The sequence below is a fragment of the Corynebacterium sp. ACRPS genome (genome assembly GCF_022346005.1).
Classification (GTDB): domain Bacteria; phylum Actinomycetota; class Actinomycetes; order Mycobacteriales; family Mycobacteriaceae; genus Corynebacterium.
The window spans coordinates 72,439-97,340 of the sequence record NZ_JAKRMY010000003.1; the positions used below are offsets into that span (position 1 = coordinate 72,439).

General features: G+C 61.8%; 23 protein-coding genes and 2 pseudogenes. 10 read left to right on the forward strand and 15 right to left on the reverse strand.

Annotated elements, in window-relative coordinates; all coding sequences use genetic code 11:
* Nucleotides 1–15 precede the first annotated feature (15 nt).
* Genes ispF through MHX65_RS02615 form a run of 3 tightly spaced genes read right to left on the reverse strand, consistent with a single transcriptional unit; the run spans nt 16 to nt 1,778 of the window.
* Nucleotides 16–504 (reverse strand): 2-C-methyl-D-erythritol 2,4-cyclodiphosphate synthase, encoded by a 489-nt coding sequence (gene ispF, locus MHX65_RS02605; RefSeq protein ID WP_023023902.1) that lies wholly within the window; start codon nt 502–504, stop codon nt 16–18.
* Nucleotides 497–1,222 carry a 2-C-methyl-D-erythritol 4-phosphate cytidylyltransferase gene (gene ispD / locus MHX65_RS02610; RefSeq protein WP_239268403.1) on the reverse strand — a complete coding sequence of 242 codons (726 nt, stop codon included), beginning with the start codon at nt 1,220–1,222 and terminating at the stop codon, nt 497–499. Before ispD ends, ispF begins: the two co-directional genes overlap by 8 nt.
* Nucleotides 1,194–1,778: a CarD family transcriptional regulator gene (locus MHX65_RS02615; RefSeq protein ID WP_005279544.1), complete on the reverse strand. Its 585-nt coding sequence runs from the start codon at nt 1,776–1,778 to the stop codon at nt 1,194–1,196. Before MHX65_RS02615 ends, ispD begins: the two co-directional genes overlap by 29 nt.
* A 192-nt stretch (nt 1,779–1,970) precedes the next feature.
* Here MHX65_RS02615 and MHX65_RS02620 point away from each other — a divergent pair, with 192 nt between their 5' ends.
* Both MHX65_RS02620 and radA read left to right on the forward strand, forming a co-directional pair.
* Entirely contained in the window at nt 1,971–2,570 is a 600-nt protein-coding gene (locus MHX65_RS02620) for a hypothetical protein (RefSeq protein WP_239268405.1), read from the forward strand.
* Nucleotides 2,571–2,649: 79 nt separating this feature from the next.
* Nucleotides 2,650–4,014 (forward strand): DNA repair protein RadA, encoded by a 1,365-nt coding sequence (radA, locus tag MHX65_RS02625; protein WP_239268407.1) that lies wholly within the window; start codon nt 2,650–2,652, stop codon nt 4,012–4,014.
* A gap of 223 nt (nt 4,015–4,237) precedes the next feature.
* Here radA and MHX65_RS02630 read toward each other — a convergent pair whose 3' ends face one another.
* Both MHX65_RS02630 and MHX65_RS02635 read right to left on the reverse strand, forming a co-directional pair.
* Entirely contained in the window at nt 4,238–4,957 is a 720-nt protein-coding gene (locus tag MHX65_RS02630; protein ID WP_239268409.1) for a hypothetical protein, read from the reverse strand.
* Nucleotides 4,958–4,967: 10 nt separating this feature from the next.
* Complete coding sequence (locus tag MHX65_RS02635) at nt 4,968–5,627, reverse strand: carbonic anhydrase (protein WP_239268412.1); 660 nt, start codon at nt 5,625–5,627, stop codon at nt 4,968–4,970.
* 35 nt (nt 5,628–5,662) lie between these two features.
* Between MHX65_RS02635 and MHX65_RS02640 the strand changes: the two genes are divergently transcribed.
* Complete coding sequence (locus tag MHX65_RS02640) at nt 5,663–6,517, forward strand: A/G-specific adenine glycosylase (protein ID WP_239268414.1); 855 nt, start codon at nt 5,663–5,665, stop codon at nt 6,515–6,517.
* 40 nt (nt 6,518–6,557) lie between these two features.
* On the opposite strand, the gene MHX65_RS02645 is transcribed toward MHX65_RS02640, so the two are convergent.
* Entirely contained in the window at nt 6,558–6,728 is a 171-nt protein-coding gene (locus MHX65_RS02645; protein WP_081443674.1) for a DUF4236 domain-containing protein, read from the reverse strand.
* A gap of 213 nt (nt 6,729–6,941) precedes the next feature.
* On the reverse strand, nt 6,942–9,821 hold the full coding sequence (locus tag MHX65_RS02650; RefSeq protein ID WP_239268416.1) for an ATP-dependent Clp protease ATP-binding subunit: 2,880 nt from the start codon (nt 9,819–9,821) through the stop codon (nt 6,942–6,944).
* Nucleotides 9,822–10,037: 216 nt separating this feature from the next.
* Between MHX65_RS02650 and MHX65_RS02655 the strand changes: the two genes are divergently transcribed.
* Both MHX65_RS02655 and MHX65_RS02660 read left to right on the forward strand, forming a co-directional pair.
* A complete protein-coding gene (locus tag MHX65_RS02655; protein WP_239268419.1) occupies nt 10,038–10,859 on the forward strand; it encodes a hypothetical protein in 822 nt (273 codons plus the stop codon).
* On the forward strand, nt 10,856–11,350 hold the full coding sequence (locus MHX65_RS02660) for a hypothetical protein (protein ID WP_239268422.1): 495 nt from the start codon (nt 10,856–10,858) through the stop codon (nt 11,348–11,350). Before MHX65_RS02655 ends, MHX65_RS02660 begins: the two co-directional genes overlap by 4 nt.
* A gap of 97 nt (nt 11,351–11,447) precedes the next feature.
* Here the strand turns inward: MHX65_RS02660 and MHX65_RS02665 are convergent, their stop codons facing one another.
* Complete coding sequence (locus MHX65_RS02665; RefSeq protein ID WP_023023920.1) at nt 11,448–12,869, reverse strand: MDR family MFS transporter; 1,422 nt, start codon at nt 12,867–12,869, stop codon at nt 11,448–11,450.
* Nucleotides 12,870–12,966: 97 nt separating this feature from the next.
* Between MHX65_RS02665 and MHX65_RS02670 the strand changes: the two genes are divergently transcribed.
* The 3 genes from MHX65_RS02670 to crtI are packed head-to-tail and all read left to right on the forward strand — an operon-like array spanning nt 12,967 to nt 16,934.
* Nucleotides 12,967–14,403: a GuaB1 family IMP dehydrogenase-related protein gene (locus tag MHX65_RS02670; protein WP_239268424.1), complete on the forward strand. Its 1,437-nt coding sequence runs from the start codon at nt 12,967–12,969 to the stop codon at nt 14,401–14,403.
* Nucleotides 14,404–14,434: 31 nt separating this feature from the next.
* Nucleotides 14,435–15,295, forward strand: coding sequence for a phytoene/squalene synthase family protein (locus tag MHX65_RS02675; protein WP_023023924.1), 861 nt, complete (start codon nt 14,435–14,437; stop codon nt 15,293–15,295).
* 55 nt (nt 15,296–15,350) lie between these two features.
* Complete coding sequence (gene crtI / locus MHX65_RS02680) at nt 15,351–16,934, forward strand: phytoene desaturase family protein (RefSeq protein ID WP_239268425.1); 1,584 nt, start codon at nt 15,351–15,353, stop codon at nt 16,932–16,934.
* 385 nt (nt 16,935–17,319) lie between these two features.
* Here the strand turns inward: crtI and lysS are convergent, their stop codons facing one another.
* Both lysS and MHX65_RS02690 read right to left on the reverse strand, forming a co-directional pair.
* Nucleotides 17,320–18,897, reverse strand: a complete 1,578-nt coding sequence (gene lysS, locus MHX65_RS02685; RefSeq protein ID WP_034657788.1) for a lysine--tRNA ligase — start codon at nt 18,895–18,897, stop codon at nt 17,320–17,322.
* Nucleotides 18,898–19,410: 513 nt separating this feature from the next.
* A complete protein-coding gene (locus MHX65_RS02690) occupies nt 19,411–19,608 on the reverse strand; it encodes a hypothetical protein (RefSeq protein WP_156907259.1) in 198 nt (65 codons plus the stop codon).
* Between the two features lie 124 nt (nt 19,609–19,732).
* Here MHX65_RS02690 and MHX65_RS11590 point away from each other — a divergent pair, with 124 nt between their 5' ends.
* Together MHX65_RS11590 and MHX65_RS02695 are read left to right on the forward strand one after the other, a co-directional pair.
* On the forward strand, nt 19,733–19,870 hold the full coding sequence (locus tag MHX65_RS11590; RefSeq protein ID WP_349819793.1) for an IS3 family transposase: 138 nt from the start codon (nt 19,733–19,735) through the stop codon (nt 19,868–19,870).
* 366 nt (nt 19,871–20,236) lie between these two features.
* Nucleotides 20,237–20,594, forward strand: a pseudogene (locus tag MHX65_RS02695) (transposase); the annotation flags it as partial.
* Nucleotides 20,595–20,668: 74 nt separating this feature from the next.
* On the opposite strand, the gene MHX65_RS02700 reads toward MHX65_RS02695, so the two are convergent.
* The 5 genes and pseudogenes from MHX65_RS02700 to MHX65_RS02720 form a co-directional block, all read right to left on the reverse strand.
* Nucleotides 20,669–21,490, reverse strand: a complete 822-nt coding sequence (locus tag MHX65_RS02700) for an ABC transporter ATP-binding protein (protein WP_239268428.1) — start codon at nt 21,488–21,490, stop codon at nt 20,669–20,671.
* A 2-nt stretch (nt 21,491–21,492) separates the two neighbouring features.
* Nucleotides 21,493–22,476 carry a FecCD family ABC transporter permease gene (locus tag MHX65_RS02705; protein WP_239268430.1) on the reverse strand — a complete coding sequence of 328 codons (984 nt, stop codon included), beginning with the start codon at nt 22,474–22,476 and terminating at the stop codon, nt 21,493–21,495.
* Complete coding sequence (locus MHX65_RS02710; protein ID WP_370658456.1) at nt 22,466–23,428, reverse strand: FecCD family ABC transporter permease; 963 nt, start codon at nt 23,426–23,428, stop codon at nt 22,466–22,468. The genes MHX65_RS02705 and MHX65_RS02710 overlap by 11 nt, the downstream gene beginning before the upstream one ends.
* Complete coding sequence (locus tag MHX65_RS02715; RefSeq protein ID WP_239268432.1) at nt 23,428–24,300, reverse strand: ABC transporter substrate-binding protein; 873 nt, start codon at nt 24,298–24,300, stop codon at nt 23,428–23,430. The genes MHX65_RS02710 and MHX65_RS02715 overlap by 1 nt, the downstream gene beginning before the upstream one ends.
* 95 nt (nt 24,301–24,395) lie before the next feature.
* Nucleotides 24,396–24,896: pseudogene (locus tag MHX65_RS02720) on the reverse strand (IS3 family transposase); the annotation flags it as partial.
* Between the last annotated feature and the right edge of the window lie 6 nt (nt 24,897–24,902).

The window sequence follows — 24,902 nt, forward strand, 5'->3', positions numbered from 1 at the left end:
CACCCGTACGCGGGGTTAGTGTTGGCGCCGCCAGACAACGGCCGTTGCCACCGCCGCGCGGCCCTCTTTGCGGCCAGTAAAGCCCAAATGGTCGGTCGTGGTGGCGGAAATGGACACATCAGCGCCGAGGATTTCCGAAAGCACGGCCTCGGCTTCCTCGCGGCGCGGGCCCATCTTCGGCGTCTGGCCAATGAGCTGGGCGGCGGCATTGCCGATGATAAAACCTTCCGCTTCCAGCAGCTCACGGCACTCGCGCAGGAGCTGGGCGCCGGACACACCGTCGTATTCGGGCCGGCCCACCCCCACGAAAGAGCCGAGATCGCCGAGGTGGGAGGCGGAGAGGAGGGCATCGACAAGCGCGTGGGCTACGACGTCGCCGTCGGAGTGGCCTTCGCAGCCGGGGGTGTCATCGAAAAGCAGCCCGGCAATCCAACAGGGCTTGCCGGCTTCGATCTGGTGGGCGTCGGTCGCGATGCCGACGCGGGGAATGATGGGCTCAGTCATGCTGCTCCTCTGCAAGGGCGTGGGCCAGGGTCAGGTCCGTGGGGGTGGTGATTTTGAAGGCGAGGAAATCGCCCGGCACGGTCTCCACGCGCTGGCCGTGCCATTCCATGAGGCTGGCGTCGTCCGTGGCGGTGAAATCCGGCTGCTCGCGCCAATAATCCAGGTTGGCCTGGCGCAGCGCGGCGAGGCGGAAACCCTGCGGGGTCTGCACGGCGCGCAGGCGGGCGCGATCAGGGGTGCCAACCACGGCGTTACCGGCGACTTCCTTGATGGTGTCGGTCACGGGAACCACCGGCACAACGGCGGGCGCGCCGACAAGAACGCGCCGCGCCACGCGCTCGACCATCGCGGTGGGCGTGAGCGCGCGGGCTGCATCGTGGATGAGCACCACAGCATCCTCGTCCGGAATGGCCTGCAGCCCGGCCCAGATCGAATCGGCGCGCTCGCCTCGCCCATGCACCAGGCGCACCGGGATATCTGCGCCCACGCGCTTGACGATGCCCCCAGCTTCCCCCTCCATGGCCGGGCTCACCACCGCGATGACCTCGTCCACGAGGCCGGAGCGGGCCATGGTGCGCACGGATCGCTCCAAGAGGGTGCGGCCACGAAGTTCGACGTAGGCCTTGGGCACCTCCGCACCGAGGCGGGTGCCTTGCCCGGCCGCGGCGATTAAGGCGATAACGCGGGGTTTAGTCTTCGTCGTCGAAGGAGAGGTCATCGAGATCGATGTCGTTGTCGATATCGGTGGTAATGGACTGGTCATCGACTAGACCTGCGGCGCGGTGGCGCTCGATGGTGGCGTCGATTTCTTCCATCATGGTATCGGCTTTTTTATCATCGACCGGCTGCGCCAGCGCCAGCTCGCCCACCAAGATGGTGCGGGCCTTGCCCAGCATGCGCTTCTCGCCGGCGGACAGGCCGCGGTCCTGATCGCGGCGCCACAGATCGCGCACCACCTCTGCGACCTTGTTGATATCGCCGGAAGCCAGGCGCTCCTGGTTGGCCTTGTAGCGGCGGGACCAGTTGCCGGCCTCTTCCACGTCCTCATCGCGCAGCACGGAGAAAACCTTTTCTAGGCCCTCCTTGCCCACGACATCGCGCACGCCGACGTTATCCGCATTCTTCTTGGGCACGCGGACGACGAGATCGGATTGGTTAATGTGCAGCACGAGGTATTCCAGCTCTTCGCCGCCCATTTCGCGGGTTTCGATATCCTCGATGACCGCCGCGCCGTGGTGCGGGTAGACGACGACCTCGCCGACCTTATATTCCATTGCCACTCCTTATAATCCCGTGAATATGCCGATAACTAAGGCCGCTATTTTATCACGCGCGACATGCCTACCACCGGATGCCCCCGATTACCCCCACGGACTACCCGCTAGGTTAGCGAGAAACTGTGTACTTTATATCGAAAGGGACTAGGCTAAAGATTTGATAAGTCCTGAGATCGCAATTGATGGAGGATGCTCAACGTGCAGTCCCTGAAGTCCGCCGCCCGCCGCGGTGCCATTATTTCCGTTACCGCCGTCTCCGCTTTGGCGCTGGCTTCTTGCTCGGCAGGCCACATCGCCCAGACCGCAGAGAAGGTAGCTGCGGTTGATGGTGCTTCTGCCAGCACCGATGACGATAAGATTGCCGTCCGCGATGTCACCATCCTGACAGAGCCTGACGGTGGCGCCGCGCTGAAGTTCAACGCCGTCAACCAGGGCTATGAAACCGATGTCATCACTTTGAAGTCCGTGAAGGTCGATGGCCAGACCGTCGAGATGAAGCAGACCCAGCCGCTTAAGCGCGATCACTCCATCGTGGCGGACTCCCAGAAGAACCTGGACGCAACCCCGGATCACGATTCCGAGACCGTGCAGTACGTAGCCACCCACCTGGATAACGATGACTTTGGATACGCCGGCCACCGCCCGGTTACCTTCGAGTTCTCCAACGGCTCTATCGAGGTCGATGCCACCGTCGCCGCCTCCCAGATGGAGTCCGGTAAGTACGACCGCGACGTGGAATCCCCAGAGGGCTACACCACCGACGCGAACACCGGTAACTCGCACCACTAATAGCCACCGCACGCGCGCCCTACTTTGCGGAGTACGGGCGCGTTCGTCGTTTTTGCCGCCACGTTCTAGGCTCTACACCATGGCCAAAAAATCTCGCCCCATCCACACCTGCTCCGAATGCGGATATGTCTCCCCCAAGTGGCTCGGGCGCTGCCCGGATTGCGGTTCGTGGGGCACGATGGAGGAAAAGGCGCCGGTGGTGGCGGGGGCATCGGCAAGCGGGGGGCATGCGAGCGTGGCACCTGCGAGCCCGGTGCAGCCCATCACGCAGGTGGGCGCGCAGGCGACGAAGACGGTGCGCACGGGCATCGGCGAGCTCGACCGCGTGCTGGGCTCCGGCATCGTGCCGGGCTCGGTGGTACTCATGGCCGGCGAGCCCGGCGTGGGCAAATCCACGCTGCTTCTCGAGGTCGCCTCCCGGTGGGCGCAGCTCGGCCGCACCGTCCTCTACGCCACCGCCGAGGAATCCGCCGGCCAGGTCCGCGCCCGCGCCGAGCGCACCGGGGCGCTGCAGGAATCGCTGTACCTCGCGGCCGAATCCAACCTGGACGCCGTCTTTGGGCACGTCGATGCCGTAAAACCCGGCCTCATCATCGTGGACTCCGTGCAGACCATGCATGCAGTGGGGGTGGAAGGCGTGCCCGGCGGCGTCGCGCAATCGCGCGCCGTGACCGCGGCGCTGACGTCGCTGGCGAAATCCACCGGTATCCCCGTGCTGCTGGTGGGGCACGTGACCAAGGACGGAAACGTGGCGGGACCGCGGGTTTTGGAGCATCTTGTCGATGTCGTCTTAAACTTCGAGGGCGACCGCCAGTCCAGCTTGCGCATGCTGCGCGGGATGAAAAATCGCTTCGGCGCGACCGACGAGGTGGGCTGTTTCGAGCAAACCGCCGGGGGTATTAGGGAGGTCGCGGACCCGTCGGGGCTCTTCCTTTCCCACCGGGGCACGACGCCGGATGGCTCCGCGGTGACCGTCGCCATGGACGGTGTGCGGCCCATCCTCGCCGAGGTCCAAGCGCTGACCGTGGACCCCGTGGCGAAGAATCCGCGGCGCGTGGTCACCGGACTCGATGCCAACCGCGTGCCCATGGTGCTGGCCGTATTGCAGGCGCGCGCCGGACAGCGCACAAACGATAAGGATGCGTATGTAGCCACGGTGGGCGGCATGCGGATTACCGAAACCGCAACCGACCTCGCGGTGGCGCTGGCCACGTGGTCCTCGCTGCACGAGCAGCCGCTGCCTGCGAAGACCGTGGTCATCGGCGAGGTGGGCCTGGCAGGCGAGCTGCGGCCGGTGCCCAATGTTGAGCGGCGCCTGCAGGAGGCGGCGCGGCTGGGATACAAGCGGGCGATTGTCCCGCGCGGGGAAATCAACCCCGTGGACGGCATGCAGGTGCGCCAAGTTGCAACGCTTGGCGAGGCCCTCGCCGCGGTCCAGCCGTAGACCAACCGTAACCGCTGGCCGGTTCTAGCCCGGCTGGTGACGAGGAGCCGGGTGCTCCAGCGGCGCGAACTTCCGTGCGGTCTGCTCCCGCGCGACCTGCTTCCGCCCGGGCTGGCTCTGCGCGGACTGCTTCCACGCGACCCGCTCCCGCACGGACTATTTCCGCCCGAGCTGGTTCTGCCCGAGCTGCTTCCGAGCGGCCGACTGCAAGGAGGCCGCGCGCTTAGCGGAGGGTGAAGTCCTGCGGCGGGGAGGAATTATCGCCAATGACCGTGTGGGCGAAGTAAGCACCCGGCTCGGCGGTCGGGCGGTCGGTGCACTTGCCCGGTTCGGACGCCTGGCGGGACCATTCGGCCTCGAATTTCAGCTCCTTGCCCGCAGGGAAGGTCTGCTCTCCGGTCTGTACGGAGGCGTAGCAATCGGTATCGGACCACACGCGCTGGTTATCGGCCATCTTGTAGACCTCGAAGCGCAGCGAGTTCTCATCTAGATCGATCGTGCAATCCGCGGCGGTGGGGTTGGTCACGGTCATAAAGAACTTCGGCAGCTCGCCGTCCGGCACGGAGTAGTTGAGCATGGAGGTGCGCACCTCCAAGTCCTCAAGCGAGCAGGTATCCTTCGCGGCGTGCACGGATTCCTCGGGCTCCTTGCTTACCGATGCCCCATCCCCTGCTTCCTCCGCCTCGGACTCAGATTCAGAGGCAGACTCGGATTCGGATTCGCTCGTCGAATCCGCGGACGTGGTTTCAGATTCGCTAGTGGATTCCGAAGACGTGGTCGCCACCGAAGACTCTGAGGACGCGGCAACGGAATCATCGCTATCGCCGCCAAAGGCGGCCACCGCCGCCCAGATCAGCACCACGGCCAGGACGATCACGATGATAAGCGCGGCAACCCGGCGGCGCTTATAGATCTCTTCTGGAAGGGGCTTATTCTGGTTCACACGCTCAATTTTAAGTGGTAGACGCGCCTGGATCCGCTAAGCGGGCTCCGCGTGTCAACTCAACGCCGTAAGAGTGCAACGGCTCCACGCGCGAGTCCTCGAGGAGGTAGCGGGCGCCGACAATGCCGAAGGAGCCATCGTCAAGCTGCTTGCGCACGTTGGGGATGCTGGCCACGACCTGGGTGACGGTTTGGAGGGTGTGTTGGCGCTCGACATCGGCAAGCGTGGCGTCTGGCCCCGCAGTCCACGCGGACGTCGCGACCTTCTCGATGATGGGCCGCTGCAGGCCGATGGGCAGCTCGCCGCCGCGCACAAAATCCACCGCGGCCGCCACCGCACCGCAGGACTGGTGGCCCAACACCACCAGCAGGTTGGGGTGCAGGTGGTCGAGCGCATAATCCAAGGAAGCCAGCACGGAGGCGTCCAGGATGTGGCCGGCGGTGCGGATGACGAAGGCATCGCCAAAGCCGATATTGAATATGTGCTCGATGGGCGCGCGGGAATCGGAGCAGGCCAGGACCACCACGCGGGGATCCTGGCCTTTGGTGAGCCCGTCACGCTCATAAATCTTGTTGAGATCCATGATGGTGCCGTCGATGACGCGCTGGTTTCCAGCCTGGAGGGCCTCCCAGACCGCCTGCGGATTATGGGCAACGTTACTTAATGGCATGAACTATATTTTAATGCCCTAGACTGTCCTGCGAGATGGATACGCACGCACTTCTTTCCTGGTTTGACGCCAATGAACGCGATTTACCCTGGCGGCGCCCCGGCACCTCCGCCTGGGGAGTGCTGCTTTCCGAGGTCATGAGCCAGCAGACCCCCGTCGCGCGCGTCGCCCCCGTGTGGGAGGAATGGATGCGGCGCTGGCCCACCCCCGCGGACTTCGCCCAAGCCTCCCGCGCCGAGGTGTTGCGCGCGTGGGGCAAGCTCGGCTACCCGCGGCGCGCGCTGCGGCTCTGGGAGTGCGCGGGGGTAATGGACGAGGTTCCGGCGGACGTGGATGAGCTGCTGGCGCTGCCTGGAATTGGCGACTATACCGCCCGCGCCGTGGCGTGCTTTCACTTTGGCCAGAACGTGCCGGTGGTCGATACCAACGTGCGCCGTGTCTATGCCCGCGCCGAAGACGGGAATTTCCTCGCTCCGTCGCCCTCCAAGCGCGAGCTCGCCGCTGTGGCCGCGCTGTTGCCCGAGCGCAATGGGCCGCGTTTTTCCGCCGCGCTCATGGAGCTCGGCGCGCTGGTGTGTACTGCGAAAAATCCCGATTGTAAGCGCTGCCCCCTGCGCGCGACCTGCGCCTGGCAGCTCGCCGGATGCCCCGAACCTTCCGCCGCGGAACAAACGCGCGCCAAAAAGCGCGTGCAGAAATTTGCCGGGACCGATAGGCAGGTGCGCGGCAAAATCCTAGACGTGCTGCGCGCCGCCGATCACCCAGTGCCGCAGTCCGCGATCGACGTAGTCTGGCCCGATGCCGCGCAGCGTTCCCGCGCGCTGGCTTCGCTGCTTGACGATGGCCTCGCCGAGCAAAACCCCGCCGGCCTCTTCCATCTGCCGGACTAACTGGCCGCCGGGCCTGCCAGCGTTTAGGCGCAGCGACTCGCTAACGCCAGCGGCCGCGGAAGTTGAGTCCGCCCGGGAGGTTGACCCACATGCCGCCGCGGGAATTAAAGGTCACCGGCCCAATCTTCGTGGACATAGAGGCACCGGATCCGGAAATGTTTATCCAGCTATTCTTGCCGGTCTTTTTGCGCGAACGATACTGAAGTCCCATAACCGGTCATTCTAGCAATACCCCCGTGCACGACGCTGCGCCACAGAACCAGCGGGCCGCTGTACCGCCATACCGCTGGACAGAGGCATTCGCCCGCCCCGGCTGGTGAGCAAGCTGACCATGGGTGGGCGCATACGAAAACCACCCAGGGTTCGCGGTGGAACCGTGGGTGGTTTATGCAGGCCCGCACGGGGGCGGGGCTTAGCCGATTAGTTACATCGGCTGGCCAGCGCCTGCCGGTGGCGGGTTCTTGCCATCGTCGTCGGAGTTGCCGAGCCCCGGCTTTTCCGAAGGCACGTCCGGGGAAATGACATCTGGCTCGCCGTTGGTGTCGATGCCATCATTGCTGGAACCGGAACCGCCGTCCTTCGGGCCACCATCCTTCGGATCGTCGCCCTCTGGGCCGCCGTTACCGTCGCCGTTGTCGCCATCGGAATCGGAGTCGGAATTATCCGAAGCGGAACCGTCGGCGGCCTCGTCGGAGGGGTTGTTGTCGCGCACGGAGGCATCGGCAAGCGAGGGCTCATCGATGTCATCCGGCAGCGGCTTCGGGCGCGGGGTGAAGGTGAAGGTAGCGCCGGAGTCGTCCTTGGACTCGCCGTCCCAGCCTTCAACGTCGACCGAGATGATCTCGCCGGCGCCAATCTCGCCGAAGAGAATCTTCTCTGAGAGCTGGTCCTCGATATCGCGCTGAATGGTGCGACGCAACGGGCGGGCACCAAGAACCGGGTCGAAGCCGCGCTGGGCCAGGAGGTTCTGGGCCTTATCGGTGAGCTCGATGCCCATATCGCGCTCTTCCAGCTGGGTACCCACGCGGTCAATGAGCAGGTTAACCATCTGCACGATCTGCTCGCGGGTGAGCTGGTGGAAGACCACGACGTCATCGATACGGTTCAGGAACTCGGGGCGGAAGTGCTTCTTCAGCTCGTCGTTAACCTTCGCCTTCATGCGCTCGTACTGGGCGTCCGAATCGTTCTCGCTAGCGCCGGTAAAGCCCAAGCCCACCGGCTTCGAGATGTCCTGGGTACCCAGGTTCGAGGTGAAGATGAGGACGGTGTTCTTGAAGTCGACGACGCGACCCTGGCCATCGGTAAGCCGGCCGTCTTCCAGCACCTGCAGCAAGGTGTTGTAGATCTCTTTGTGGGCCTTTTCGATCTCATCAAAAAGCACCACGGAGAACGGCTTGCGGCGAACCTTCTCGGTCAGCTGGCCGCCCTCTTCGTAGCCAACGTATCCCGGAGGAGCACCGAAGAGGCGGGAAGCGGTGAAGCGGTCGTGGAACTCACCCATATCGATCTGGATGAGGTCATCATCCGAACCGAAGAGGAAGTTAGCCAGCGACTTCGACAGCTCAGTCTTACCCACACCGGACGGGCCGGCGAAGATGAAGGAACCGGAAGGACGGCGTGGATCCTTCAGGCCTGCACGGGTGCGGCGGATGGCGCGGGAGACGGACTTGACCGCCTCGTCCTGGCCAATGATGCGCTTGTGCAGCTCCTCTTCCATGTTGAGCAGGCGGGAAGATTCCTTCTCCGTCAGCTTCAGCACGGGGATGCCGGTCCAGTGCGCCAGGACCTCAGCGATTTGGTCCTCGCCCACCTCGGCGATTTCCTCCAGGTCACCGGAGCGCCACTGCTTTTCCTTCTCGGAGCGCTCCTCGCCCAGCTTGCGCTCGTCATCGCGCAAGCCGGCGGCCTTTTCGAAGTCCTGGGCATCGATAGCCGCTTCCTTTTCCCGGCGAACCTCGGCAATGCGGTCATCGACCTCGCGCAGGCCCTTCGGGGCGGTCATGCGCTTGATGCGCATGCGGGCACCGGCCTCATCGAGGAGGTCGACGGCCTTGTCCGGCAAGAAGCGGTCATTGATGTAGCGGTCCGCCAGCTGCGCGGCGGCGTGCAGCGCCTCATCGGTGTAGGACACGCGGTGGTGCGCCTCGTACTTATCGCGCAGGCCCTTCAGGATGAGGAAGGTGTCATCCAGCGAAGGTTCATCGACCTGCACCGGCTGGAAACGACGCTCCAGCGCGGCATCCTTTTCGATGTGCTTGCGGTACTCATCCAGGGTGGTAGCACCGATTGTCTGCAGCTCGCCGCGGGCCAGCTTGGGTTTTAGCAGCGAAGCGGCGTCGATGGCACCTTCGGCAGCACCGGCACCGACGAGGGTGTGGATCTCATCGATGAACAAGATGATGTCGCCGCGCTGGTTAATTTCCTTAAGAACCTTCTTCAGGCGTTCCTCAAAGTCACCGCGGTAGCGGGAACCGGCAACCAAAGAACCCAGGTCAAGCGAGTACAGCTGCTTGTCCTTGAGAGTTTCTGGGACCTTGCCGTTAACAATGTCCAGCGCCAAGCCCTCAACCACTGCGGTCTTACCAACGCCAGGCTCACCGATGAGCACTGGGTTGTTCTTGGTGCGGCGCGAGAGCACCTGCATGATGCGCTCAACCTCGGACTCGCGGCCCACGACGGGGTCTAGCTTGCCGTCCTTGGCTGCCTGGGTGAGGTTGCGGCCAAACTGGTCTAGCACGAGCGAGTTGGAGCGCTCGCCCGAGCCGCCGGAACCACCGCGCCCACCGGCACCGGCACCGGGACCTGCGCCCGCGCCGATGGGGCCTGGGGCCTGGTTCGAGTCGCCGCCGCCTTCTTGCTGGCCGCCCTCGTAGCCGGACAGCAGCTGGATAACCTGCTGGCGCACGCGCGGCAGATCAGCGCCGAGCTTCGTCAGCACCTGTGCGGCAACGCCGTCGCCCTCACGGATAAGTCCGAGCAGGAGGAACTCCGTGCCAATGTACTTGTGCCCCATCTGCAGGCCCTCGCGCAAGGACAGCTCGAGGACCTTCTTAGCGCGCGGGGTAAAAGGAATGTGGCCGGTGTGCGGCTGGCTGCCCTGGCCGATGATCTCCTCTACCTCACGGCGCACGTCCTCCAAAGAAATGCCCATGGACTCTAGAGCCTTGGCAGCTACACCTTCTCCCTCGTGGATAAGGCCGAGCAGGATGTGCTCGGTTCCGATGTAGTTGTGGTTAAGCATGCGTGCTTCTTCTTGCGCCAAAACGATGACGCGACGAGCACGGTCTGTAAACCTCTCGAACATGACTCCCCTAAACTTTCGCTTCTAATGTGGTACCCACTGTAACGCCGCACGACCCAAAGGATTTCCTCTTTTTGGCCCCCATTGCCCTATAAACGCCCCAAACCGCCCATACTCGCAGCTCACATGGGTGTACGCCGGTAGCGAACAGGCTCTATTTAGCCTAGAATCTTCTACATTCTCCCTGCCGTCTCGTAGATACGAAGGAATAAAACAGCCGTGCCGCACCTTCCCGAATTCTTTGCTTCCCAGCACAACCTGCACGAAAAGGCAGTGCTGGATGAGGGGCCCAATTCCACCCTTTTTGCCGTGGAGGACGGCTCCACCCATGAGGAACTCACGGTGGAGATCTTCGCGGCGGGGGTAGAGGGCATCGTCAAGGCCTCTACCGCCCTGCACGGCCTGCACCACCCCGCGCTCGCCGCCCTGGAGGGCTCTGGCACCACCGCAGATGGCCAGGAATTCTTGGTCCGCAAGGGCTGTAAGGGCACAGCCTTGCCCGCGCTTGCTGATGCCCCCACCAAACCCCGCGCCCAAGAAATCCTCACCCCCGTGGCCGGCGCGGTGGATTTCCTGATTAGCCGCAACCACGCGGATTTCGCCGTCCATGGGCTCAAGGCTGAGCGCGTGTTCGTGGATGAGGATAAAGAGGTCGCCGTCCTCGCCGCCGCGGGCCCAGGTGGTGCCAGCACGGCGGAGGAATCGGCGGAGGAAACCGCCGAGAAAACTCCAGAAAAGGCCGAGAGCGTGACCGGCGCCGATGCCGTCCGCGCCTTCCAAAAACTCGTTGCCGCCACGTGCCCTTCCTTTACGCCGGACAAAGATTACTCGAGCGCCAAAGAGGTGGTGGCAGCGCTGCGCCCCGAGCGCGATCTCGATACTTCGCAGTTCCCGCCGGTGCAGGCCGAAGAGCCCGAGTCCCAGCCGCAACAACAGTTCCCACCGCAACCGCAGCAGCAGTTCCCGCCGCAGAACCAGGCGGGCCCCAGTATCAGCCGCAGTATCAACAGCAATACCAGCAACAGCCGGTACCACCGATGAATGCGGCCCCGCCAAAGAAGAAGGGCAAGGGCGGGCTCATCGCGCTCATTTCTGTTTTGGCCGTCATCGCAGTGGCTGCGGCGGGAGCGTTGTGGTATTTCCTGTCCTACCCCAGCTGGGATGACAAGGAAAAGAACCTAGCGAATGCTTATCCGAGCCTGATTGGCTCGCGCAGCGGCCAAGACGGCGAGCTCGGCGCGGAGTGTTCCTCCCGCGCCCCAGAGGATGGTCAAGAAGCGAAGATCACCTGCTCGGGAAACGGTTTCGACTACACCGCCGCCTACTACCCCAGCGTGGAAGAACGCGATGCCGTCCTCCCAGACGCTGCCCCAGTAGAGCTGTCTAACGATAGGTGCACCATCCAAAGCTACGAGGCCTCAACGGATCCGCAGACCTACGTCATGGCCGTGGAGGGTACTCAGTCCATCTTCATGGTGTGGGGCGACGATGCCGAAGCCGCTCGGCTAAAGCTGCCGCTGTGTGCGCAGTAGGCGCCGCAAGATAACCGGCGGCGGGATGGCCCGGAACGCCCGCGCGGAGGCCACTCCGTCGGCGCGTCGGGCGACGTGCAGCTTCCCGGCGCGGGGACTAGTCTTCGGCGGGCACGCGCTTGAGCAGGGGCGCTAGCACGAGCACGAAAAGCGAGAGCACGCCGGCGAAAAGGAAGGCCCAGTGCGCGCCTTGGGCGGTGGCGGCGGCCTCGCTCATCCCCTCGGCTTGGCCGGATTTGGTGCCGCTGGTCAAAAAGGCGACGAGGAAGGCGGTACCCGCCGCGCCGGCGAGTTGCTGCAGCGTATTTAGAATGGCAGAGCCGTGGGAGTAGAGGTCATCGGGAAGCGAGGACAGCGAGACCGTCATCAGCGGGGTCATCATGAGCGCGATGCCCACGGCGAACAGGATATGCATGCCGATGACCATCCACACCTCGCTGTTTTCTGTCAGCAGGGTCATCAGCCAGATGCCGGTAGAAAACATGACTGCGCCGGGAATCAACAGCGGCCGAGGCCCAAGGGCGTCATAAATCCGTCCCACAATCGGGGAAATCCCGCCCTGCAAAAGGCCGCCGGGCATCACCACGAGGCCGGTGACCAGCGAGGATACCGCCAGCGAGGTCTGTAGATAAATGGGCAGGATATTCACCGTGCCCAGCAGCAGGGCGAACATGAGCAGCATGGCGATGACCGCGAGGGTGAAATTGCGGACCTTAAACGGGCGCAGGTCCAAAAGCGCGCGGTTTACCTTAGCCAGCCGGAGTTGGCGCACGGTAAAGGTAATGAGGGTGAGGACGCCGAGGAGGAGCACGAGGGCATCGGCAAGCGAGCCACCCTCCACCATCTTCTCGATGGACGATAGGCCATAAATGAGCCCGCCGAAGGCCAGGGCGGATAAGAATACCGACGGAATATCGAGCGGGGTATCCCTGCGCTCGCCCACATTGACCAGGCGGAAGTAGCCGGCGATGCAAATGGCGGCGATGAGCGGGACCATGGTCCAGAAGATGACGTGCCAGGTCGCCATGCTCAAAATGAACCCGCCGACGGTGGGGCCCAGGGCCGGCGCCACGGAGATGACCACGGTGATAATGCCCATGACGGTGCCGCGGCGTTGCGGTGGAACGAGCGTCATGGCCACGGTCATAAGGGTAGGAATCATCAGGGCGGTACCGGCGGCCTGCAGCACGCGGCCGGCAAGCAGCAACCCAAAGGCCGGGGCGAGGGCCGCCAGCACCGTGCCCGTGAGGAAAACGCCGGTGGAGGCGCCAAAAATCTGCCGGGTGGTGAATTTATCCATCAGGAACCCGGTGGTGGGAATGACCACACCCATGGTGAGCAAGAAGCCGGTCAGCAGCCACTGCGCGGAGGTCGCCGGGATGGAGAAATCCGCCATGATGGTGGGCAGCGCCACCGAAAGGGCGGTTTCATTCAAAATCATCACCATCGCGGAGAGCACCAAGATGGTGAGGTTGACTATGACCTCTGCGGAGATTTTCGGAGCGGGATTCTGAGACACCAAATCAGGATACTGACTTGGCTAAACCTGCAAAACTTGGGGCGTATGATTTAGATGTCTTTTCCTGCACCCTCGATTCACGTTAGGCAATCTCACAGTGCATTTCCTCAATGATTCCCGCCCGCCCTACGAGCTGACCTACTCGGATGTATTTATGGTGCCGAACCACTCAGATGTTGGCTCGCGGCAGGCGGTCGACCTCACCGCGGCCGATGGCACGGGCAATACCATCCCGCTCATCGTGGCGAATATGACCGCTGTGGCCGGCCGCCGCATGGCAGAAACCATCGCCCGGCGCGGCGGCATGGCCATCCTGCCGCAGGACCTCAGCCTGGAGGCCGCGGCGGAAACGATCGCCTCGGTAAAGGCCGCCGACCTGGTCTATGACACCCCTATCACCATCAAGCCGCACCACACGGTGGGCTATGCCAGCAACCTTTTGCACAAACGCGCCCACGGCGCGGCCATCGTGGTCGACGGCGCGCTGCCTGTGGGCATCATTACTCCGAAGGACCTGCGCGGGCAGGATAATTTCACCGCCGTGGGCGAGCTCATGACCACTGATTTGGTCACTTTGCCTGTGGGCATCGACCCGCAGGAGGCCTTTACCCGCCTGCGCGCAACCTCGCGCAAGCTCGCCCCAGTGGTCAATCCGGATGGCACGCTGGCGGGCATTTTGACGCGCAAGGGTGCGCTGCGGGCGACGATGTATAAGCCGGGCATCGACAAGCAGGGGCGCTTGCACATCGGTGCCGCGGTGGGCATTAATGGCGACGTTGAGGGCAGGGCGCGGGCGCTTGCCGATGCCGGCGCTGACGTCCTCGTCATCGATACCGCCCACGGCCATCAAGACAGCATGCTGGCGGCGCTGCGCAAGGTCAAGGCCCTGGATCTGGGCCTACCGATTGCCGCCGGCAACGTGGTCACGGCCGCCGGCGTGCGCGAGCTGGCCGAGGCGGGCGCGGATATTATCAAGGTCGGCGTGGGCCCCGGCGCGATGTGCACCACCCGCATGCAAACCGGCGTGGGCCGCCCGCAATTTTCCGCCGTGCTGGAGTGCGCCGCCGCGGCCCGCGAGGTTGGTGCGCACGTGTGGGCCGATGGCGGCGTGCGCGATCCCCGCGACGTGGCCCTGGCACTGGCCGCGGGTGCGTCCAATGTGATGATTGGCTCCTGGTTCGCCGGCACCTTTGAATCCCCCGGTGACCTGCACAAGGACGCCGATGGATCGTTCTACAAGGAATCGTTCGGCATGGCCTCGCGCCGGGCGGTGCGCGGGCGCAATTCCGCCACCGAGGCCTTCGAGCGCGCCCGCCGGGAGATGTTTGAGGAAGGCATTTCCACCTCGCGCATCTACCTCGATCCGGAGCACGGCGGCGTGGAGTATTTGGTAGACCGCATCATCTCCGGCGTGCGCTCATCCTGCACCTACGCCGGGGCCGATTCGCTGGCTAGCTTCCACGAGCGCGCCACCGTGGGCGTGCAATCGGCGGCCGGTTTTGCCGAGGGCCAGCCGCGGGCCACCAACCGCTAGGGCGCTTTGGGCGCGTGCTACTTTTGCAAGTATGTTGACTCGCTATGACCAGGCGGCCTCGCGCGCGGCCGCGCGGGTTATGGGGCAGTATTCCACCAGTTTTTCCCTGGCCACGCGCCTGTTGCGCGGGCGGGTGCGCGAAGACATCCGCCACCTTTATGCCGTGGTGCGCATCGCGGACGAGCTTGTCGATGGCACCGCACATCAAGCCCGCATCGATGCCGCCGCCGCGCTCGATGCCTACGAGGCCGCTATCTTGGCGGCGCCGGAGAAAAGGCTGCACACCGATCCCGTCGTGCACTCTTATGCCATTACCGCCAGGCGCTGCGGCTTCCAGCGCGATCATCTCGTGGCTTTTTTCGATTCCATGCGCGCAGATCTCACCCATCGGGAGTATTCCGCTTCCGAGCTCGCCGAGTATATCTACGGCTCCGCCGAGGTCATCGGCTTATTGTGCGTGCAGGTCTTCTTGGCGGAAGAGACCGTCTCCGCCGCCGATCGCGCCACGATGGACCGCGGTGCGCGCTACTTGGGTTCCGCGTTTCAAAAGATTAACTTCCTGCGGGATCTGGGCGAGGACTCCTCGGTCCTGGGCCGGGCCTATTTCCCGCAGGCCGCTGGTGGCGAGCTTTCCGAGGCCGCCAAGTCCGCCCTCATCGCCGAAATCCGCCGCGAGCTCGCCGCCGCCGAAAAAGCTATACACCTCTTGCCGCTATCCGCCCGCGTTGGCGTGCGCGCGGCCGCCGATATCTTTGCCGAGCTCACCAACCAGCTCGCCGCTACCCCCGCCGCGGAGTTAAAAACCACCCGCATATCCGTGCCGAATCGCACCAAGGCGTGGCTGGCCGCCCGCGCGGTGCGTGCGGTGCGTGCGGTGCGTGCGGTGCGATAGCGCATCGCACGTAGATGAAGAACCCCGCCGAAGACTGAATACTAAGGAGAACATCATGCACGCTGTCGTCATCGGGGCCGGCATCGCCGGCCTTGCCACCGCTGCCCTCCTGGGAAAAGAGGGCTACGAGGTTACCGTCGTAGATTCCTTAGACGAGGTAGGCGGACGCGCAGGCAGCTATACGGAGGCGGGGTTCCGCTGGGATACCGGACCGTCCTGGTACCTCATGCCGGATGCCTTCGACCACTTCTTTTCCCTCTGCGGTACCTCGACAGAAAAGGAACTGGATCTGGTGGGACTCTCGCCGGATTACCGCGTCTATACCGGCGGCCCCGGCGAGTCCGCTCCTGGCACCGCCGCGCGCCCCACCCCCGTGGATGTACATTCCGGGACCGATAACGTTGCCCACCTCTTCGAATCGATTGAACCAGGTGCCGGCAGCCAGGTGCGCACTTATTTAGCAGATGCCAGCGACGCCTACCACGTAGCGCTCGATCACTTTTTGTACACCACATTTTCGGCGCCGTTGAACCTGGTGCATGCAGATATTCGGCATCGGCTAGCGCGGATTGCAGCGCTGCTGACTACCAGCTTGCAAAAGCACGTCAACGGGCAATTTTCGGATACGCGCCTGCGCCAGATTCTGAGCTACCCAGCGGTTTTTCTCTCTTCCGAGCCCGCCGCGGCCCCAGCACTGTATTCCCTTTTAAGCCATACCGACCTGGTGGAAGGCGTGCGCTACCCCCTCGGCGGATTCCACGCAGTGGTGCAGGCCATTTACCGCCAAGCAGAAAAATTCGGCGCCACATTCCGCTTGGGCGAAGAGGTCACCGCCATCACCACCGCCAGCGGGTCTTCCACACGTGCCACCGGCGTCTGCACGACAACCGGGCATATCGATGCCGATATTGTGGTCTCCGCCGCGGATTTGCACCATACCGAAAATCAGCTGCTTCCCCGGAAACTGCGCACCTATCCGGAGCGCTACTGGGCCCGCCGCAATCCGGGGCTGGGCACCGTGGTGGTACTTGCCGGTGTGCAGGGCAAGCTCCCGCAGCTAGCTCACCATACCTTTTTGTTCAGCCAGGACTGGGACCCCGATTTCCGCGCGGTCTTTTCCGCACCGGACCCAGAACGTCCCCTCGGCGCCTCTGAGTCCATCTACGTTTCGAAGGTTTCTGCCACCGACGCGAATGTCGCACCGGAAGACCACGAAAACCTGTTCTTCCTCATCCCCGTACCCGCTGCAGAAGCCTACGGGCACGGCGATGCCTACCACTCCGAGGCTTCCCCGCGCGTTGCTGCTATTGCCGATGCCGCCCTCGACCAGCTTTCCCGCACCGCCGATATTCCTGACCTCCGCGAGCGACTCACCATCACACGCAGTCTCGGACCAGCCGATTTTGCCGAGCGCTATCACTCCTGGTCAGGTGGAGCTTTGGGGCCAGCGCATACGCTATTTCAATCTGCATTCTTCCGCGGGCGCAATGCCTCGCGCAAGGTGGCCGGCCTCTACTACGCTGGTGCGACCACCGTGCCGGGCGTCGGCGTGCCTATGTGCCTGATTTCTGCAGAAAACATCATCAAGCGCCTGCGCGGCGATACCTCCGCTGGACCGCTTGCCACGGATGGCTCCTGAGAACACCAGGTACTCCTTGACTCCCACCTTTCGCGGCCCGGTTTGCAAGACACAACGACTCCCGTTCGGCCTGGATTGTGCAGCGTCTGATGCGCAACCTCCTTTGTGCACCCTCCTATGCAATAGGTCCTCGGTGATAACTGAGCAAACTCGGCCCTGAAATGTAGCATTTTTCGCTCAGATATCACCGAGGAGGTTGCACTTTTGTGAAGTCGATAGAGGTAGGCAGAGGTAGGCAGAAGTAGGCGTGCGACTCGGGCTGCGAGGCACATGCGACGGGTGCAATGGGCAAACAAAAAGGCTGCAGCCAAAGGAAGGCTGCAGCCGGTGTCGGGGCGCTAACGTGTGCCCGCGTGGGCGGGCACCGAGTGGGCGCCGGGTATGGCTACTTCTGTTCTGGCTTTACCAGCGGGAAGAGCACGGTCTCGCGGATGCCGAGGCCGGTCAGGGCCATGAGCAGGCGGTCCATGCCCATACCGGTACCGGCCGTGGGCGGCATGCCCTGTTCCATTGCGGCGAGGAAGTCCTCGTCCAAGACCATGGCTTCCTCATCGCCGCCGGCGGCTAGGCGGGCCTGATCCTCAAAGCGCTCGCGCTGGACGACGGGATCGACAAGCTCCGAATAGCCGGTGGCCAGCTCGAAGCCGCGCACGTACAGGTCCCACTTTTCGGTCACGCCGGGCTCGGAACGGTGCTGGCGGGTTAGCGGGGAGGTCTCCACCGGGAAGTTCTTCACAAAGATGGGGCCTTCCAGTTGGTCCTCGCACAGGACCTCCCAGATTTCCTCCACCAGCTTGCCGTGGCCCCAGCCTTCCCCCTTCGGCACGTCGAGGCCGATGACCTTGGCAATTCCCTTCAGGGTCTCCACGTCGGTATCGATGGTGACCTCCGGCTGACCGGGGAACTTGCGCTGCAAGGCCTCGTTCAGGGAAGGATACATCTCGATTTCGGGCCATTGCTCGCCGCCGAAGTCGAAATCGGTGCCGTCGGCAAGCGTGACGGTGGTGGAACCAAAGACCTCGCGAGCCACGGACTGGATGGACTCGCGGGTCATGCGGGCGCAATCATTGTAATCGCCCCAGGCGGCGTAGGTCTCCAGCATGGCGAACTCCGGCGAGTGGGAGCGGTCCACGCCCTCATTGCGGAAGTTGCGGTTGATTTCAAAGACGCGGTCGATGCCACCGACGACGGCGCGCTTCAAGTACAGCTCCGGGGCAATGCGCAGGTAGAGGTCAATATCGAGCGCATTGGAGTGGGTGATAAACGGGCGAGCGGCCGCACCACCGTGCAGGGTCTGCAGCATCGGGGTTTCGATCTCTACAAAGTCCTGGCTTTCCAGGTAATTGCGCAGCGCGCGCATGACCTTCACGCGCACCATGGCGTTCTTGCGGGCCTCTTCGCGGATAATGAGGTCGTTATAGCGCTGGCGCACGCGGGTATCTTCAGCCATATCCGCGAAGGACACCGGCAGCGGGCGCAGGGACTTGGCCGCCATGGTCCATTCCTCAGCCATGATGGACAGCTCGCCGCGGCGGGAAGCAACCACGTGGCCGCTAACGGAGATGAAGTCGCCCAAGTCCACGTCGGACTTCCAGGCATCGAGGCGCTCCTTGCCCACCTTGGCCTGCGAAAGCATAGCCTGCATCTGGGTGCCATCGCCGTCCTGCAAGGTGGCAAAGCACAGCTTACCGGTATTGCGCATGAAGATAAGGCGGCCAGCGATGGCGTGGGTGACCTCGGTTTCCTCGCCGGGCTCCAGGTAGGTCACGCCCTCTTCATTGCCCGGCTCTTCGCCCTCGGCCACTACGCGGAAATCATGGCGCAGTTCCTTAAGCGCGATGGTGCGCTCGACGGATACCGGGTAGGCCTCCACGCCGGATTCGAGCAGGCGGTCGCGCTTTTCGCGGCGGATGCGCAGCTGCTCAGGGACATCGTTTACTTCAGTATTCTTCTGCTCGCTCACGTTAGCCAAGGGTAGTCGATCCCGCCCGCTACCCGCGATTTGGCCCAGCCATGTCTGCCAAAGCAACGAAAGAGCGCACAGACAGCAAGTACACACCATGACGCTGTATCGACCGAGAACATTAACGATTCCTACAAAATATCGTTTAACCCTCGTTTAAGCCTGCGCTTCCCCACCTATAAAAAGAATCCGGCCCTGAGATACTGACTCAACGCCGGTATTCTGTAGCTGCGGGTACTGTCCCGCTCTATAGCTAAGTTTTTATACCTATTCTAAAAGGAAAACAAGTGTGTGATGCCTAAACTGACATATTGAAGTGTCCCAGGTTTTGTTCCGTTTGAGTAGATGGGAAAATCTGGAACATGCCAAGAAAAATTTTGATCAGGATTTAAAGGACCGTGTGGTTCGTCTTGTAGAGGACCGCATCGTGGCGGAAAACATGTCAATGCGCCCCGCATGCTAGGCAGTAGCTTCAAAGTTGGGGGTTTCATGGCACACAGCTCGTCAATGGACTTAAGCCTGCTCGCCGTGCAGGAAGAACCCCAGAACCTGTTCCTGAAGACGTGGCTGCCGAAAATGCCAGGCTACGCCGCGAAAATCACCAGCTTCGAGATACCAACGAGTTGCTGAAGGCCGCGTCAGCTTTTTCGCCTCACGACCAGGCCCCAAGCCTCGATTATGATCCGGTTCATCGATAAATACCGGAATCATTTCTCTGTCGAGTTCATCTGCACTGGCGTTAAGAGAATAACCGGGCTGGCGGGTTTATCACCTCGCGTGGTTATCGCCAGTCCAAAGCCCGAGGGCTTAAGTGCTCGTCGCCTTCGTGACGGTTGTGCTAATTGAACGCATTAGTGCTATTCATCGGGATAATGACGGTGTCTTAGGCGTGCGGACAATGTGGCATGCACTTCACCGTGATGGAATCTGTTGTGACCGGCTATTTGGTAGCAGTGTCGTGACCATCCGGTAGCGCTTGAGTGTGAAACCGGTAGCAGTTCACAATGCTCGGGACACTTCATTCCGGGAGATACACCGCTCGGGTGCGGCACGTACCGGAAGGACTCCGGTTACGACGGATTACCGTGCGGTGATAGCGCTGTCAGATGCGAGGTTTTGGTACCGGTGTACTGGGGACTCGGTACTGCTGTGTTCTGGGTAGTTGGTACTGCGGCGGGCCGACGGAGTCGGCTCGGCTGTTTCCTTTATTCGTCCGGTTCTATTGGGGAGGTGGCTTTGCGCATGTCAAAGTCTCCTATGCAGATTCGGTGGCCGCTATTGAGAGAGTGTCTAATGGTTTGTGTGTAGGTTCCCAACCTGCATAAGGAGATAAGCCAGAATGACTAGTGTGGCACGACGAGATCTAAGTTGATAAGGCCAAGATTGATGCGATTGAAAAGAAGCTTCTTGCTAACCCTGAAATCGCGAAACTGATTGATGACCTAGGCACGTCTACAACGGATGCCAACGACCTGGTTCGGGGCATGTTGCAAGTCTCGATCACTAGAGGTTTAAATGCTGAGATGGATGCCCACCTTGGCTATGAGCCCGGCGATGGGGAAGGCAAAGCTGCTGCTGGAACAGACAATTACCGCAACGGCACCTACCCGAAAACCGTGGATTCTAACTACAGGCCAGTGACCGTTGGTGTGCCGAGAGATCGGGCTGGAACATTCTTGCTGACTATGGTCCCTAAGGAGTTGTCAAAAGTTAAGTGCGCGGTTCGAGTCGACCTCGTGGCCTAGATCGTTTTCCATTACTACGTGTTCCTTTAAAGAGTTTTATCTTCTTCCTTCTGGGGTCCAAAAAGTTCAGGAGCGTGAACGGAAATGGGTATGGGGAAGCGTCGACCGGTAGATGGATCAGTCATCTCTAGGCACTCAACATGGAAGGTTTCGCGTACGAGTTCAGCGGTCATAACTTCCTCGGTGGGCCCTTCGGCCACAATGCGCCCCTCACGCATAGCTACGATTCGATCGGCGTAACGCGCGGCATGGACCATATCGTGGACCACCATGACCACCGTAGTCTCGGCACGGTTAAGATCTCGGATGAGGTCCAAGATGGACAATTGGTGCGCGGGGTCGAGGTAAGTAGTTGGCTCATCAAGCAAGGTAATTGGTGTTTCTTGCGCCAACGTCATAGCGAGGAAAACGCGCTGGCGCTGGCCGCCCGAAAGGTCTGCGGCGGGGGTATCAAGCAGCTCGCTCACCCCAGCACGTCTGGCTGCACGCTCAACCGCTTCATGATCTCCGGCCCGCATCGTTGCTAGCGCCCCCGTATAGGGATAGCGGCCGTAGCCGATGACATCGCGCACTACTACACCTTCCGGGGCCACGGGGTGTTGTGGCAGGAAAGAAACTTCCCGGGCAAAAGCGCGCGAGGAATACTCGCTGATATCTTTTCCTAAGAGGTAGGCTGCACCTGAGCTGGGTGTAAGTTGGCGGCCCAAGGTCTTGAGAAGCGTCGACTTACCGCAGCCATTTGGCCCGATAAGGGCAGTTACTTGACCGCTGGCTAAGTGGAGATTTACATTCTTAACCACATCTGGACCACCGTAGCCCACGGTTAATGCGCTACACGTCAGTGTCATGTCTAGCCTCCGTTTCGCACTCGGGTGAGCCGAGTCAATAAGAAAATGAAGTAAGGTGCGCCAATCAACGCGATGAGCGCACCGACGGGAATTTCCGTGGGCGCAAAGGCCCACCGGCCTACCGAATCGCATGCGGTGACAAGGACCGCGCCGCCGAGCGCCGCCACGGGTATTTGCCGGCGCAGATTCGTACCGACCACCAAACGGGCAGCATGTGGGACGATAAGCCCGGCGAACCCCAAGACCCCAGCCGCAGCAACCCCTGCGGCGCCGAGGATGACGGCCAAGGCGATGGCTACGAGGCGCCACGTCCTAGTCCTAACACCGATACCGGCCATGGTGGAATCATCCAGCGCCAGCATATCCAGGTGTTTTGCCACCACCATCGCAACGGTTAGGGCGAAAAGGATAAAGGGGGCGACAATAGTGGCATCGCCAAGCGAGCGGGCGTAAAGCGAACCTTTCAGCCATGTCATGGCCGCGCCCGCTTCTGGGGCGGCGCGCACCAGCAACAGTTCGGTGATTGCGCCCAGCCCAAACGATACCGCTACCCCGGTAAGCGGCAGGCGTACCGGATCACTCGCCCCACGTCCAGCGAGGAGGAGAACCAGCGCAGTTCCCGCCAACGCGCCGATAAAGACAATAAAAGTCAACAGATGGGCCGGCAGGGCACCTGCTCCCATGAGTACCGCAACGGCCGCGAGTCCACCGCCGGAGGTAATACCCACCGTATCTGGTGCAGCCAAGGGGTTGCGCAGCGCAGATTGCAATAGGCAGCCGGACACGGCCATGGCAACGCCTGCGCATATACCCACCAAGATCCGCGGGGCGCGGTACTTCCAGATGAGCGGCTCTCCGGTAACGAAGGCGGTGATCACCTCGCCCGGCGGTTTCATCACCGCACCGACGCCCATGCCGATGATTGCGCTCAACGCCAACGCCAGGATGAGTACTACTAGCACCCCAACAAATCTCTTATGCCGCATGCTTCCTCCTCCCCAGCGCATGGACGGACCACAACACTAATGGCATGCCAGCCAAAGAAGTCACGATGCCCACTGGGGTCTCGGCCGGCGCCCAGATTGCCTGGCCAATCAAATCAGCTACTAGGAGCACCGCCCCTCCAACAATTCCAGCCACGCACAGCCCCGTGCGGTGATGCGGACCACATACGCGCCACGCAACTGCTGCGGCCATTAACCCCAAGAACCCAATCGGCCCAGTCGCGGCCACCGCCGGAGCAATGAGCACTACCGCCGCCACAATGGCAGCCAACCGAATTCGCTCCGGCTTCGCGCCTACAGCACCGGCCACGGCATCACCAGCTACGAGTAAGTCCAATCTTTTCGCGCTGACTAAGGTCAAGGGCACCACGACCAGCACGGAAACCAGCGCGGGGGTAATATCAACCAGGCGCACTCCGGCAAGCCGCCCAGAAAGCCATGACATCACCGTAGCCAGTTGAGCCTCATCGATCACTAGGAAAATGGAGGTCAAAGCGCTACACAGCGTGGAAACGGCAACGCCAACGAGCACCATGCGCTGGATCTCACCGCTCTTACCGACGCCCACAGTCACCCCCACAGCAATCCCTGCGCCCAACAGTGCGCCGGGCAGCTGATCGACGCTCGAGGTTTCGCTTCCTATAAACATTGCGGTTGCGACTGCACCGAGTGCCGCACCGGAGTTCACACCAGTAATGGACGGATCGGCAAGCGGGTTCGCGGTGGCCGTGCGCAGCAATAGCCCACCCACACCTAACGCGATACCAACCACCGTGGTAGCAAGGAGGCGGTCAAAAGCCACGCTATGTAGCTCTTCTTCCAGCCACGGGGCATCAACTGGCACCTGAACATGGCGAAGCTGCCACCACCACACGAACACGACGGCAGCGGTGGCAAGGACCAAGCAGGAACCGGTTTTAGTTCGTAGTGCCACTACTTTTCAGCTGTAATAATGTCATCGAGCATGTGCTCAGCAGAAAGCGGCCCGCGGGCGCGTGACCAGATATCTTGGTCTACTTCTACGATGTCACCGCTCCCTTTAGCATAGGGCGTCTTCTTAAACGCATCGACGTCCTTGTACATAAAGACCCGGTCAGCCTTCATACCGGGGAGCTTATCGCCAGTCAGTTCCGCTACATCGGTCTTGGATTCGATGGATGACTTCTCACCTTCAAAGGCGTAGTCATAGCCCACCTCACTCAGCAGGGACTGGGGGAAGGAAGGATTGACCCAGGTATAGAGCAGCTCGCTGGACCAACCGGCCACAACAGCACGGCTGCCTGCCTTTACCGTGTCCTTAGTCTGAGCGATCTTGTCCTCGATGCGCTGACGGACCTCTTTGGCCTTTTCCTCTTTGCCAAGCTTGGCCGCGATCTCATCCATCGAATCCAGCACGTCCGAGTAAGTCTCATCTGAGTAGGATTCGGTATCCGCAATCTCTTCTAGCTGTGGCATGATATTGGCCTGGCGGGTAGGGCTAGCCAGGATCAGATCTGGCTCCAAGGATTGGATAACCTCTAGGTTCGGTTGTTTGGCTTGACCCACTGAGGTGGCCTGCTCCAGCTGGCCCTTTAAGGTGGTCGGCGCTTCCGATTTACCGATTTCCACGATTCCCACTGGGTCCACATCGAGAGCCTTGAGGATTTCCTCGTAGCGCCAATCGAGCGCCACAACTCGCTCGATCTTCTTATCTCCGTTCTCTTCCGTAGAAGAAGAATCAGAAGAACACGCCACAAGGCCTGCCCCTAGAGCTAAGGCGAATACGAGCGCGAGAACTACACGCCCTTTTGTAAACGATTTTAGCATAGCCTTACTTTATATTAATAAGAGTTTACTGTCTAGTGTCAGATGCGAGTGGGGTTGCCCGCAAATCGTGGACACGTAGTAGAGCTACCTAGCGGTTAGGCAGCGATTTTTTCTTCGTTTCTGGTTTGGGTGATGTGATTTTCGAAATCGACAGGGCTGACCATCCCAAGGGCGGAGTGCCGGCGCCGACGGTTGTAGACTACTTCAATCCAGTAAGCCACAGCCTGACGCGCAGTATCGCGGGTTGCCCAGCGTTTCCGGTCGTAGAACTCGGTCTTAAGCGTCGACCAGAACGACTCGGCCATCGCATTATCGAAACACACCCCGGTACGCCCCACGGATTGAGCAACGCCCAGATTGCGGCACGCCTCCCAGAGTTGTTCGCTGGTAAATTGTGTTCCCCGGTCGGCGTGAAACACCAGCCCGTCAGGAACATCACCGCGCAATGTATACGCCATCCGCAGGGCCCGTTCGGCCAAACTTGTGTCTTGCACGCTATCCATAGCCCAGCCCAGTACCCTGCGGGAATGACCATCGCGGACCGCGCACAAGTACAACCATCCTTCACCGGTGCGCAGGTAGGTAATATCCGACATTGAAGT

Coding starts and splice junctions, on each gene's coding strand:
- MHX65_RS02645 (WP_081443674.1), bottom strand. CDS start 6,728: ATGGGACTTCAGTATCGTTCGCGCAAAAAGACCGGCAAGAATAGCTGG.
- MHX65_RS02650 (WP_239268416.1), bottom strand. CDS start 9,821: ATGTTCGAGAGGTTTACAGACCGTGCTCGTCGCGTCATCGTTTTGGCG.
- MHX65_RS02620 (WP_239268405.1), top strand. CDS start 1,971: ATGCTCAACGTGCAGTCCCTGAAGTCCGCCGCCCGCCGCGGTGCCATT.
- ispF (WP_023023902.1), bottom strand. CDS start 504: ATGACTGAGCCCATCATTCCCCGCGTCGGCATCGCGACCGACGCCCAC.
- MHX65_RS02635 (WP_239268412.1), bottom strand. CDS start 5,627: ATGCCATTAAGTAACGTTGCCCATAATCCGCAGGCGGTCTGGGAGGCC.
- MHX65_RS02615 (WP_005279544.1), bottom strand. CDS start 1,778: ATGGAATATAAGGTCGGCGAGGTCGTCGTCTACCCGCACCACGGCGCG.
- MHX65_RS02675 (WP_023023924.1), top strand. CDS start 14,435: ATGTTGACTCGCTATGACCAGGCGGCCTCGCGCGCGGCCGCGCGGGTT.
- MHX65_RS02660 (WP_239268422.1), top strand. CDS start 10,856: ATGAATGCGGCCCCGCCAAAGAAGAAGGGCAAGGGCGGGCTCATCGCG.
- MHX65_RS02715 (WP_239268432.1), bottom strand. CDS start 24,300: ATGCTAAAATCGTTTACAAAAGGGCGTGTAGTTCTCGCGCTCGTATTC.
- crtI (WP_239268425.1), top strand. CDS start 15,351: ATGCACGCTGTCGTCATCGGGGCCGGCATCGCCGGCCTTGCCACCGCT.
- ispD (WP_239268403.1), bottom strand. CDS start 1,222: ATGACCTCTCCTTCGACGACGAAGACTAAACCCCGCGTTATCGCCTTA.
- MHX65_RS02640 (WP_239268414.1), top strand. CDS start 5,663: ATGGATACGCACGCACTTCTTTCCTGGTTTGACGCCAATGAACGCGAT.
- radA (WP_239268407.1), top strand. CDS start 2,650: ATGGCCAAAAAATCTCGCCCCATCCACACCTGCTCCGAATGCGGATAT.
- MHX65_RS02690 (WP_156907259.1), bottom strand. CDS start 19,608: ATGATTCCGGTATTTATCGATGAACCGGATCATAATCGAGGCTTGGGG.
- MHX65_RS02700 (WP_239268428.1), bottom strand. CDS start 21,490: ATGACACTGACGTGTAGCGCATTAACCGTGGGCTACGGTGGTCCAGAT.
- MHX65_RS02705 (WP_239268430.1), bottom strand. CDS start 22,476: ATGCGGCATAAGAGATTTGTTGGGGTGCTAGTAGTACTCATCCTGGCG.